Origin of the sequence: Phosphitispora sp. TUW77 (assembly GCF_048453025.1) — a bacterium.
Taxonomy (GTDB): Bacteria; Bacillota; Thermincolia; order Thermincolales; family UBA2595; genus Phosphitispora.
Map to the genome: position 1 here is coordinate 417,987 of NZ_CP156677.1, position 12,897 is coordinate 430,883.

Annotated in this window: 10 protein-coding genes; all 10 read left to right on the forward strand. The window is 45.1% G+C overall.

Annotation, left to right across the window (positions count from 1 at the left end):
* Window positions 1-49 precede the first annotated feature (49 nt).
* The 10 genes from ABFY19_RS02005 (at window position 50) to ABFY19_RS02050 (ending at window position 12,849) form a co-directional block, all read left to right on the forward strand.
* Window positions 50-847, forward strand: a complete 798-nt coding sequence (locus tag ABFY19_RS02005) for a dihydropteroate synthase (protein WP_418791601.1) — start codon at window positions 50-52, stop codon at window positions 845-847.
* Between the two features lie 47 nt (window positions 848-894).
* Window positions 895-1,530, forward strand: coding sequence for a cobalamin B12-binding domain-containing protein (locus tag ABFY19_RS02010; RefSeq protein ID WP_418791602.1), 636 nt, complete (start codon window positions 895-897; stop codon window positions 1,528-1,530).
* Between the two features lie 72 nt (window positions 1,531-1,602).
* Complete coding sequence (locus ABFY19_RS02015) at window positions 1,603-2,982, forward strand: monomethylamine:corrinoid methyltransferase (RefSeq protein WP_418791603.1); 1,380 nt, start codon at window positions 1,603-1,605, stop codon at window positions 2,980-2,982.
* A gap of 57 nt (window positions 2,983-3,039) precedes the next feature.
* On the forward strand, window positions 3,040-4,380 hold the full coding sequence (locus tag ABFY19_RS02020) for an NAD(P)-binding protein (protein WP_418791604.1): 1,341 nt from the start codon (window positions 3,040-3,042) through the stop codon (window positions 4,378-4,380).
* On the forward strand, window positions 4,334-5,053 hold the full coding sequence (locus tag ABFY19_RS02025; protein WP_418791605.1) for a hypothetical protein: 720 nt from the start codon (window positions 4,334-4,336) through the stop codon (window positions 5,051-5,053). The genes ABFY19_RS02020 and ABFY19_RS02025 overlap by 47 nt, the downstream gene beginning before the upstream one ends.
* 100 nt (window positions 5,054-5,153) lie before the next feature.
* Entirely contained in the window at window positions 5,154-6,152 is a 999-nt protein-coding gene (locus ABFY19_RS02030; RefSeq protein ID WP_418791606.1) for an electron transfer flavoprotein subunit alpha/FixB family protein, read from the forward strand.
* A 65-nt stretch (window positions 6,153-6,217) separates the two neighbouring features.
* The gene (locus ABFY19_RS02035; protein WP_418791596.1) at window positions 6,218-8,197 is read left to right on the forward strand and encodes a heterodisulfide reductase-related iron-sulfur binding cluster; all 1,980 of its coding nucleotides are present in this window, start codon (window positions 6,218-6,220) and stop codon (window positions 8,195-8,197) included.
* 20 nt (window positions 8,198-8,217) lie between these two features.
* Complete coding sequence (locus ABFY19_RS02040; protein ID WP_418791597.1) at window positions 8,218-9,096, forward strand: electron transfer flavoprotein subunit beta/FixA family protein; 879 nt, start codon at window positions 8,218-8,220, stop codon at window positions 9,094-9,096.
* Between the two features lie 511 nt (window positions 9,097-9,607).
* On the forward strand, window positions 9,608-12,163 hold the full coding sequence (locus ABFY19_RS02045) for a GAF domain-containing protein (RefSeq protein ID WP_418791608.1): 2,556 nt from the start codon (window positions 9,608-9,610) through the stop codon (window positions 12,161-12,163).
* A 44-nt stretch (window positions 12,164-12,207) separates the two neighbouring features.
* Window positions 12,208-12,849 carry a response regulator gene (locus tag ABFY19_RS02050; protein WP_418791609.1) on the forward strand — a complete coding sequence of 214 codons (642 nt, stop codon included), beginning with the start codon at window positions 12,208-12,210 and terminating at the stop codon, window positions 12,847-12,849.
* Window positions 12,850-12,897: the final 48 nt, after the last annotated feature.

The window sequence follows — 12,897 nt, forward strand, 5'->3', positions numbered from 1 at the left end:
ATTTTTTCTATAAATTAGCGGCTGTCGCACAATGAAAGGAGGTGATAACATGCTAATTATCGGAGAATCATTAAATGCTACACGGAAGGCTGTACGTGCGGCAGTTATAGACCACGATGTTGATTTTATGCAGGTCCTTGCTAAGGAGCAGGTAGCTTGCGGTGCTAACATGCTGGATGTAAATGCTGCAGTAGCGGGCCGCAAAGAGGTTGAAGACCTGCCCTGGCTGGTCCAGGTGGTGCAAGAAGTGGTAGATGTTCCACTGGTATTGGATAGTGCGGATCCTGATGCCCTTATTGCCGCAATTAAAGTTCACCGTGGTCGTCCTATGGTCAATTCTATAAGTGCCGAGAGTGATAAGATTGAAAAGCTGGTACCGGTAGTGTCCGGGGCTGATTGCTCTGTCATCGTATTATGCATGGATGACGGGGGTATTCCTATCGATGTAGAAGGGCGCTTAAAGGCAGGACGTGCTGCAATTGAACCATTGCTTAAAGCCGGCAAGAAAAAAGAAGACCTTTATGTAGACCCCCTTGTTATGGCAATTTCGGTGGATGCGAATGCTGCCAATACTACATTGGAAGTAATCCGGAGCCTGGGTGAAGGCGAATTCACCGGCGTAAACATTACCGGCGGCTTAAGCAATATTAGTTTTGGGATGCCTGGACGTTCCCTGCTGAATCGGGTTTTTATGACAATGGCAATAAACATGGGACTTAATTCCTGCATTACTGATGTGCGGGATCAGGCACTGATGTCAACTATTTATGCTTCCCTGAGCTTGTTTGAACAAAGCGCTTGCCGGGATTATATTAAGAAATTCCGTCAAGGTCTTCTGGTACTTTAATTTATGAAGAAGTCTTGGTTACATATAAAAAAAGAAGGAGGGTGACTATGAATATAGCGGAATTAGCAGAAGCGGTTTTAGAATTAGAAGATGATAAGGCGATTGCCATGGTAAAGCAATCAATCGAAGAGGGTATGAATGCTCGTGAAGTTCTAGAGAATGGTGTGTTAGCAGGGTTAAAGGAAATCGGCAAAAGGTTCCAAAACAAAGAATATTTCTTGGCTGAACTCACCATGGGAGCAGATTTGGTTGACCAGTGTATGGCGATTTTAGAGCCTCACCTACCCGTAGCGGAAGGTCCCAAAAGGGGTGTTGTAGTTATAGGGGCGGTTCAAGGCGACCTGCACTCCATCGGATATGGTCTGGTTCAAAAGCAATTGGAGCTGGCCGGTTATGAAGTACACGAGGTAGGCATTAACTGTCCTTCCATGAAGTTTATTGATAAGGCCAAAGAAGTTAATGCTGACATTATTGGGCTTTCCGCCTTTTTGGTAACCACTATTCCGTACTGTGATGAAGTTATCAACTATTTGAAAGACATGGGTACCCGTGATAAGTACAAGGTAATCATCGGCGGGACAGAGTGTAATCATGAAGTAGCGGCAGCTATGGGTGCCGACGGGTTTGCGCCTGATGCCAGTGAGGCTGTTAAGCTTTGTGATAAATTGCTCGGACATGCTTAAGAATAAGTTGCAATTAAGTTATTGTTCAATTTAGTTGATTGTGAAGCCTAAAAAATAAATGGAGGTGCGAATATGATACCAACACTAGACTTTCAGGAACGGTCACTTAATGGACCCGTAATGAAAATGGATGAGTTTGACTTAGCACTGGCAAAAAAGGTGCGCGAACTGGTTAAGAAATACGGAATTAAGTACAATCCAGAAGAGCTACTTCCAGATGATGCTACCGCGGATGCAGTATTTCAGGCCGGTGTTGAACTGCTGGCTGATGTAGGGATACTGAACATTGAAACCACTCGAGTTATCAAGTGGACGAAAGAAGAAATTGAAGAGATTTGCAAAGAGTACCGTGATAACCCGCCATCAGTAACCTTTGGCAGGGCGGAAGATGCACATACTATTGTTTACCGCCCGGAGCAGGATCCTAGAAGGCCGGCATGTTGGGCCGTTGCAGCAGGCGTTATTCAGGAAGATTGGTTCATTCCCTACCTGCAGTCTTTTGCTCAAGAGCCTACAATTGAAGGTTTTGGCATTGCTGGAGGAATCGCTTCAGTTGGAGGCGTAGTACCCAAGGCTGGCTGCCCGAGTGAAATTTCCTGTGGACTTTGGGAGCAGCGGGCAACTACAGAGGCAGTGCGCCGTGCCGGTCGTCCAAACATTCATCTTGGTCTGATTCCTACCGTTAGCACAACCGGTGGTACTTTAGCAGTGATTGGGTCCGGCTTGCGTGAGCCTTTTAATACCCAGGTAGGTATTCATATTATTCCGGAACAAAAGATTGATTGGACTAGATTTAATTTAGCTGTGGCTATTCAGCAACGTGGTATAGAACCTTGGACCAGTACAATGTCTCTGCTTGGTGGATTATGCGGTGGTCCTGCAGGTGTTGCAGTAGGTATAATGGCCAACTTTATTGGTCAGTTGAGTTATGCTCATGGTAGACTGGGCAGCTTTTATGTAAACGATATGACCGGTCGGGCAAGCCATAGGGAAGCATTGTGGACCTATGCGGCAGCCTTCCGTGCTGTAAATCGTAACATCAAGGCTATCACAGGTACTTGCTGTTCAGATTCTGGTCCTGTGTTCAGCAGGGAAGAGCAAGTTATTCGTGGGGTTGCTATGGCAGTAGTAATGACAGCCTGTGGAGGCGGGTACTCCTGGGGTGCTGGTAACACAGGAATAACTGCAAGAATACATCATGATGTAATGGGCAATGTTGCTCCGATGAGCAGGGATAAAGTTAATGTTATGCTGAATGCGGTTTCTAAGCAGCTAGAGGATATGGATGCAGCCGGGGGAGAGAAATTATCTTGGAATGATTTAGCGTTCCTTGCTAACTACGATGTTGCTACAGTTACAGCCAAGCCTGAGCATGTAGATGCATGCAAAAAAGCTTCCGATATAATGGCTGGCTTAGGTGTGCCTATTTCCAAGGACCTGAATCTTGATTAAGGTTTAAGCAAAAATTCAGTTATATAAAATTAATCAATTTTTGAAGGGAGAACGATTATGTCTAGTGAATTTCCATATTTTTTAAGTCCAAACACAATTGGGCCGGTGGAAATCCGTAACCGTGCGGTCATTTCAGCTCATCATACTTGTTTTGTAGAATGCCGCACTGAAGATATGTATTCTCATGGTAAATTAGGCAAGCGTTATGCTGATTATGTTGAAGCACGTGCCAAGGGTGGTATTGGGTTGTTCATACTTGGTCAATACATTTCACATCCCACCGGATTATATGAAGTTGCGCTTACTGACTGCCCTGGTTATGATGAGACTGCCTTGCCGGGGATGAAGATGGCTGTTGAAGCTTGTCACAAGCATGGTGCTAAGGCATTCGTCCAGTTTGCCCATGCTGGTTTTATGAATGCGGGCGGCCGGGATGGCACTCAAGTTTGGTCCGCATCAGAGCTGTCACCGCCTCCTGGAGGAATTGTAAGTGCTGCAATGGCAAAAGAAATGGATGAAGATGATATTGCAGACCTTATTGAGCACTACCGTATGTGTGCTCGTAATGCTAAGGCAGCCGGCGCCGATGGTGTTGAGATTCATGCTGCACATGGATATCTATTAGAACAGTTCATAACCCCGCTTTATAATAAACGGACCGATGAATATGGCGGAAGCCTTGAGAATCGTATGCGTCTGCCAATGCAAGTTCTTGCGGCTGTGCGTGAAGAAATTGGCAGGGATAAGGCTTTGGGAATACGTCTCAGTGTTGAAGAGTATGCCCAAGGTGGAGTAACGATTCAAGAATCACAGGAAATAGCTAAGATGTTGGAGGCACAAGGCGTTATTGACTATATTAACGTTAGTCAAGGCTTGATTCCAAACTTTGTTCCGATTGTTGTTCCATGTTTAACCTTCCCGCATGCGGCTTTTGCGTCAAATGCAGGTGCAATTAAAGAAGCAGTCACTAAGCTGAAAGTTATTGCTACCGGTCGTATTATTGACCCGGTAGAGGCAGAGCAGATTCTGGCTGACGGTCATGCGGATTTTTGTATTATGACCCGTGCCCATCTTGCTGAGCCGGAAATAGTTAAAAAGACAACGGAAGGCCGTATCGATGAAATACGCGGTTGTGTTGGCTGTGGTAACGGGTGTACTGCCAGTATTGGTGGAGGCATCGGATGTACCCAAAACCCTGCTGCCGGCAACGAAGGCGAAATGGATACTATTATTCCTGCAGCCAAAAAGAAGAAAGTAATGGTAATCGGCGGCGGCCTTGCCGGCCTTGAAGCTGCATGGATAGCCCAAGCTCGTGGACACGATGTAACCGTATATGAGAAGAGCGGTGAGCTTGGCGGACAGGCGCTCTTGGCGCCTCAGCTTCCGGGGAAGCGCTGAACTTGATGGCGTACTTCGCTGGCGGAAGATGATGGTTGATAAGTATGGTGTTAAAGTAGTTCTTAATACCGAAGTAACCGCTGAAATGGTAGAAAAAGAGGCTCCGGATGCGGTTGTGCTTGCTACCGGTTCAATTCCGCGCCGGGATGGTTTTAGCTCTTATGGCTATATGGCGGTAATGGGATGGGAAAGTCCGAATGTTGTCATTCCTGAGGAAATTATAAAAGGTGAAGTTGAAGTTGGCCAAAACGTCGTAGTATATGACCCGCAAAGCTTCCATCGGGGTGTTGGTGTTGCTGAGAAACTGGCAGAAGAAGGCAAAAACGTTACGCTTGTTATCCCTGGAGCATATGGGGCACAAAATAACAGTGCTATGATATGGTTAGCTCTCGCACCGCGCTTAAAGGCTGCCGGCATTAAATTAGTTAATCTAACCCTTCTTTTAGCTATCAATGGTTCAACACTCACAACAATGAATCTTGTTACGCAAGAAATGGGTCAGATAGAGAATGTTGATAATATAGTTATTGCAGGTCAGAATACCGCAAATAATGCCCTTTACAAGCAAATCAAGGGTAAGGTCCCTGAGATTCACCGCGCTGGCGATTGCATTGTGCCGAGGCGTATGGATCAGGCTACTTTAGAAGGATATAGGGCAGGTCGCGCGTTATAGAAAAAAATGATACGTTGAGGCTATGTTAATTTATCAGGGCCGGCTTAAATTGGGGCTGGCCCTGATTTAACGCCTGGAAATATCAAGGGAGGTGGAGTTATTGGCTAATGATATTTGGGTACTGGTTGAGCATGACCTTGGTGATGTAAACAGCTCAACATTTGAGATGTTGATTGAAGCACGAACTGCTGCCGATCAACTCAAGGTAAATGTTGTAGCTTTGGTTTTAGGTCATGAATTGGCTGATATGACCAAAGCAGTAGCCGGTCATGGTGCAGATATAGTATATTATATCGAACATCCCATGCTTGCTAATTATACGAATGATGCTTACACACAAGTGCTTGTGGGCCTTATCAAAGAAAAAACACCGTTTATGGTATTAATGGCCTCAACAATAAACGGCCGTGACCTGGCCCCTCGTGTAGCAGCACGTTTGGGAGTGGGAATGGCTTCAGACTGTACTATGGTCAAGCTGAACAAAGAAGGAAAAGTAGAGGCAATCAGGTCAACACATAGGGACAAGGTATATACCACGGTTGCTTTAAAATCGCGCGAGCCGTTAATAGCAACTATACGTCCGGGCGCAATTGGTGTAGGTAAGGCAAATGACTCGCGTCAGGCAGCAGCTGAGTCTATCACAGTAAAAATTGATGAATCGGCAATGCGTACCAAGGTATTGCGAACCGGCAAGGCCGACCCGGCCACACTGGACATAACCGAGGCCGAGATGATAGTAGCGGGCGGCCGCGGTATGGGCAGTGCCCAAAATTGGCACCTGGTAGAAGACCTGGCCAAGGTCTTGGGCGCGTCTGTTGGCGGCACTCGAATGGTAATGGACGAAGGCTGGATGGGTCGTGAACGGTTGATTGGACAAACAGGAAAATCTGTAACCCCGAGATTATATATTGGCTTGGGTATTTCAGGTGCTAAAGAACACATGTTGGGGTTAAAGGAAGCGAAAAACACAGTAGCGATTAACAAGGACAAGGGAGCTGCCATTTTAAAACAAGTAGGCAAAGGAGTAGTAGGTGATGTCCATGAAGTAGTCCCGATCTTGATAAGTAAGATCAAAGAAATTGTTGGTGAAGCAGTTTAGCTTAAAATATATAGATACTGATGGATAACCTCTATCGGTCATAGGGAAGGAGTGGGTGACTCTTTATGATAGCGGGTCGCGAATTTTACTGGCATATCTCAAGCCCATTAAGTATGATAGGTGATGTCAAAACACTGCTATATATCGTGTTTGCGATAAGTGCGTTAATTTTTGGCGCAGGTTTTTACAGGAGGGTAAAACTAATACGGCAGGGCACATCCGGCCCTAGTGTGGGGAATGTACCACAGCGGATTTATACAACGCTGGCCGAACTGTTGAGTCACCGCAGGATATTGCGGGATAAATTTCCTGGAATCATGCACTTGTTAATATTATGGGGATTTTTAGTAATGACCATTGGTACTGCTATAACGGCCTTCCAGGATGATGTATTGGAAAAAATGGGTATAGAAATACTAGTGGGTAATTTCTACCTTTTATTTTCTTTAGCAATGGATTTGGCCGGATTAGTAGTAATTATCGGAGTCTTGATGGCCATGTACCGGCGGTATGTAAAAAAGCCGGAGCGTCTTGAAACCACGATGGATGACAACGTTTCACTAATATTGATACTGGTGATAGTAATAACGGGCTTTTTAACAGAAGGGTTAAGGATAGCGGGTTCACACGACCCATGGGCGATATTCAGCCCGATAGGCTACCTGTTTTCCGTATTCTTTATGTGGTTGCCGGAACAACAAATTGCATCTACAGTAAATTTCTTATGGTGGTTCCACTTACTATTGGCGATGGCATTTATAGCTTACATTCCTTACTCCAAAATGATGCACTTGATAGCGAGCCCAATTAATACATTCATGTGTTCAACGAGAGCAAAAGGCGAACTATCCGCTGCTGATATAGACACACCTGATGCGTTAGGAGCCGGTCCGTTTAACAAAATGGAACGTAAGCAGCTTCTGGACTTATTTTCTTGTACCCAATGCGGTCGTTGTTTAGAGTTTTGTCCGGCTTACATCAGCGGCCAACCGCTGGCGCCCCGGAAACTGATTTTAGACCTGAAATCCGGTATACTGGGTCAATGTACTGACAACCCAGTGGCAGATGCCGCCGGCCGAGACGCAATCTGGTCGTGTACCACCTGCCGCGCATGCCAGGAGCACTGTCCGGTATATATTCAGCACATAGACAAGGTAGTGGAGGCCAGAAGGTACATACTGGAAAGCGAAGGCGCCTCCCCGTCACTGAGCAAGGCGCTGGAAGGCTTGACATTATTGGGTTCACCAGAGATGATGGCACCAACCGAACGCTTGGCAGTCATGCAGCGATATGAACTTCCGGTCATGGAGCCCGGGTCAAATACCGATGTAGCCTTGTGGATAGGCTGTGCGGGAGTAAGTGACCAACTGGCGCAGGACACCACAAAGGCACTGATAAAAATATTAAAGGCTGCAGGTATAAATGCCGCTGTTTTAGGTACAGCGGAGAAATGCTGCGGTGACCCTGCGCGACGTACAGGCGAGGAAGGCCTCTTCCAGAAGCTGGCGCGGGAAAACATCGAAGGTATGCGGAAACTGGGTGTAAAGAAAGTCTTGACCTGCTGTCCGCATTGCTATAACACCCTCAAGAATGAATACCCGCAGTTTGGCGCAGATTTCGAAGTAATACATCATACCGAGTTTATTTCAGATTTGCTGAAGAACAACCGTATAGAACTGACTAGACCAACAGACCAGATATTGACATATCATGACCCCTGTTACCTGGGCCGTTATAACGATACATATGACGCGCCGCGAGAGATTTTACAACAGAGCACGACTGCAGAATACCGTGAATTGTCGCGCTGCCGAGATAAAGCGGTATGCTGTGGCGGCGGCGGCGGGCAGATGTACCTGGAGTCAGCAGCCGGCACACGGATCAACCGGGTTCGTTTTCAAGAAGTAGAAGAGAATTCAGCAGAGGTGATAGCAACAGCTTGTCCATTCTGTAAGACAATGATGGATGATGCAGCCAAATTTAATCCTGACGGTCCGCGGGTGCGCGTGAAGGACATTGCTGAGGTAGTAAGCGAGGCCTTATGATAGGAACGGAGGTGTAGGATATGAGTCCATTGAACATAATGGTATGTGTGAAGCAGGTGCTTGATACACGGTTATCATTAGCAGTAAACGAATCCGGAGTAGCGCAGAAAGAACCCTGGCCGGTATATACACTCAATCCTGCCGATCGTTGCGCATTGGATGAAGCCATTCGATTGCGTGATGAAGCAGGCAGCGGTACTGTAACAGCAGTGACCATAGGTTCGGCAAGAGCAGAGGCAGCACTTGCCCAATGCCTGGCCAGAGGGGCAGATAAGGCAGTACATGTTTTGCTGGAAAAAGAAACCCTGGACTCGTTCTCGGTTGCGCGTGTGTTAAGTGATATTGCAAAGAAGCACAACTATGATTTGATACTGTGCGGCAACAAAACAGAGGATGACGGCTCATCGGAAGTGGGAAGCGTAATGGCAGAGATGCTTGATATCCCGCAGGTGACAAATGTGATAAATTTGACTATTAACGGTAATAAGTTAGAAGCAGAACGCAAGCTGGAGCGAGGTTACCGGCAAGTCCTGGAATCAAGCATGCCGGCGGTGATAACGGTAGACACCTCAATCTGCCAGCCCCGCTATGTAACAATACGTGCCAGCAGTTATAAGGCTAAGACAATATCGCGTGATGTGGAACGCATAAACCTAACGGATGAGAGCCTGCTTAATTATGCTTCAGAGCTGCGCAGCGTGGTAGGTATTTCGCCGCCTAAGCCGCGGCCCAAGAAGATTGCCATGGACACCGGGGCATCTGCTGCGGACAAAATGGCCATGCTGATGGGTCTAGGCGGACCACCGAAGAAGGCGGCAGCACAAAAAAGTTCAGGCGGGCCTGAGAGTGCTGCAGATGAAATTATTGAATTTCTCAAGGAGAAACGCTTACTTGGTTGATAATTGCCCAAAACATTATACAAAAGAGCCAAAGCTAAAACCTTTGTAGAGTATGATAAAAAATTCTACTGGGTTGATAGTTTTGGCTCTATGTATTTTTTATGTTAAGTGTTGACATGTTAGTCTCCCCTCTTCTTTTATATGTCAAAAAAAGTTAATGATTTAAGAAAATAGAACATTATACTCGAATAATGCTGCAAAATTCAATTATTTTATAAAATTTCTGAAGGAAAAAGACCTTTGATATCGAATGGTATTAATATAGTATCTAAAAAATTAGCAACGAGCCATAGCTGACTGAAACGGATGTTTAATTAAAACATCCACTAGGTTTCTTGCTTTGGCTCTATACATTTCATCTTTTAAGACTTTTTGATGTGATAGTCCCAGTGTTTGTTTCATGGGAAAGCTGTAACCTTTGAAAAAATCTAAATTTACAAATAAATATGTCAATAGTAAAATAAAGATAGGTAACGTAAAGAATATATTCTGTATAGGTAAGGGGGATAAAATGGGCAAGGGTAAGATAATAATAGAACCGAATAGCAGTAATGCGTTTGTGTCCAAAGAGCCACCGACCACAGATGTTAATAATATTATGTTTTCACCGGAAGATCTAGAAGAGGTTCTTGCGGGTATATTAGAACAGATGAATCAGTTGGTTTTTTTCGATATTGGCTTTGTATGGCTGTTAACAGATTCTGATTTTTCTCTTGCTGCCAGTTGGGGTATTCATGATTTGAAAAAAATGGGTAATTATCGGATGGCAATGGATATACATCCTTTTTTTCCGGAAATGTTTGAAAATAAAAGGCCGGTAATTTGGGATGAGAAAATGCTTTCGAATAAAAAACCGGAAAAGTTTTGGACTGATTTGCCAGATAAAAAGAAGCATAATCTCTTAGAAACTATTGGGATAATAATAAGGTCATGTGTGACTGCTCCTTTGGTTTACCGAGGGCAGCCACTGGGTTTGCTGGTTATACTTAAAGAGGAACAGGACTATTACTCCAGCAGGGATGCCAAGTCTGTAATGGCCTTCGCCAACCAGGTTGCGATGACTATGGAAAATGCCCGTCTTTATAGTCTGGCTAGACGCCGTGCAGCACAATTGGAGGTGGCTAGCCAGGTCAAACAGAAAAACCCAGCTGTACTTGAGACAGATCAATTTGTGTCAGATGTTCTCAGATTAATCAAAGATAGGTTTGGCTATGATTATGTAAACCTTTTTTTAACTGAGGGAAGCATACAAGAACTTGTTCTCGGAGAATGTATTGGGGAACATGCTGAACAATTAAAAACGGAAGGATTTCGTATAAAGACCGCTGGACACGGGATTGTTGCATATGTAGCGCAGACTGGCAAACCATTTCTTTGTAATGATATCAGTCAGGAATCTATGTACCTTTTTCATGCATCGATGCCAAATACAAAATCTGAGTTGGCTGTGCCACTTTTATTTTATGATATGGTAGTAGGTGTGCTTGATGTTCAAAGTAATAAGACTAATACCTTTCAGGAAGATGATGTTACCACTCTTCAAATCTTGGGCGGACAGATGGTTACAGCCCTAGAAAATGCCCGTCTTTGTATGGAGACCAGACAACAGCTAAAAATGATGCGTGTTCTCCATGACATCTCTGTAGATATCTCTTCTCAGTTAAAGCTTCAGGAGGTCTTGAACGCTATTGTTAAGCAGGCTGCGCGATTATTAAATGCTAAAGGGAGCACCTTGGCTGTGTGTGAACCCGAGACTCAATTGGCTCAAGTTGTTGCCTTGCATAATGTCCCTCAAGAGTATGAGGATTTGGTATTTAGACCTGGGGTAAGTGTGGCCGGGCACGTTCTGGCCACCGGGAAAACTATTATTATTAATGACAATACTGACTGGGCTACGGATAACCCTGATTCAGTTAACCGAACTGATGATTTTATGTACCCGCCATATGATGCCATTCTATCTGTTCCACTTATTTGGGAAGGACAGGCTATAGGAGCACTGACAGTTGTTAATTGTGGTGAGAGGCGCCCCTTTACTGAAAATGATGCCCGTTTCCTGGGTTTGCTTGCCAATCTGGCCAGTGTTGCTTTTAATAACGCTGAGATGTACCTGCGTTTGGAGCACAAGGTTGAGGAACGGACTAGTGAACTGGCAGAAGCCAGAGAGGAGTTGGCAAAGAAGGCGGAACAATTACAGCAACTTTTAGCTTCAACGGTTTATCTGCAGGAACAGGAGCGTACTCGTATTGCTCGGGACCTGCATGATGGATATAACCAGTTAATCACAGGGACCCTTTTTGAAATTCAGGCTGCTAAAGAGTGTATTCAAGGTGGGCGTGTGGAGGCTGCTACAAAGGCAATGAATACTGTCAAAGAGCTACTGCTTCAAATGGAAGCCGAAAACCGGCGGATTATCACTGGTTTACGTCCACCCGTATTGGAATCTCATGGTTTGGAAGTTGCATTATATTGGTTGGCTGATACTTGTCAAAAATATTGTGAAGCTGTTTGCGTGGTTCATGTAGCCGGTCAGCCGGTCCGCTTGCCTCCCCATACTGAAACCACAGTATTTCGTATTGTTCAAGAATCACTTAATAATGTCGTGGCTTACGCCCAGGCTAATAGTGTTAATATTTTGATTGATTTCCAACCTGAACAACTGCGTGTCCAAGTAATTGATGATGGTAAGGGATTTGATACCAAAAATTTGTGGATGAAAGGACGGATGGGTTTGATAGGGATGCGGGAGAGGGCTCAAAGCATTGGTGGCCAGTTAGATGTATTGTCTAATCCTGGACATGGGACCAAAGTTATGCTTATGCTGCCGCTGCCAACCCTGGAGCTTCCGTCAGCTGATAGATGGGGTGCATATTTTGATAAACTTGGTGGTTTGGTTGACAATGCCTGGCAGCATGGTGAATTGTCGTATTCTTCTGCTACCGGAGAGACTAGCTGTACTCAAGAATACTCTCCTGACAAACAAAGTATGGATATATCCAAAAAATCACACCCCATTGAAGAGATGGATACTAAGAAGAGACTTTATTCTTATGTAGAAAGGTCATAAGAAAATGTGAGTAGTAACCGGCTCTTAAAAGGAGGTAAGAGATATTGACACAAATACGTGTTATGTTAGTGGACGATCATCCTGTAGTACGTCGGGGGTTGCAAAGTTTACTTTCTCAACATCCGGACATCTGTACGGTAGGAGAATCTGATGGTGGGGCAGACTTAATTCAAGCAGTAAACAATCTCCAACCAGATATTATCTTGCTGGATATTCGGCTGATCGATCGCAGTGGTCTTGATTTAGCCCGACAATTGGGGCGGTCACATCCTGATATACACATCATTATACTTACTTCTTATGATGATGAAACCTATCTGCTGCAAGCTATACAGGCCGGTGTGCGTGGATACCTGCTCAAGAGTGCTTCAGCTGAAATTCTAGCTGATACTATTCGGGCTGTATATGCCGGAGAGCACAGGCTTTCGCCTTCTTTAGGTGGCGCAGTTATGGAACAGCTTAAGAAGGTAAATCGCGCGTGGGTTAAGTCGGGGTCCGGATTGTCTGAGCAAGAATTCCGACTCCTGAAATTGATTGCTGATGGTGCCAGGGTTCAGGACATTGCTCAGAAACTTTATTTGAGCGAGCGTTCGGTAAAGAGAAAGACTCAGGATATTCTTGAGAAATTAGGGGCAACCAATCGTGCTCAGGCAGTTGCAGAGGCTTTTAAACGTGGCTTGTTATAAGTAGGGGGTTAAAACATAAGGAGAGGCTGGGATATGGCCTCTCCTTAT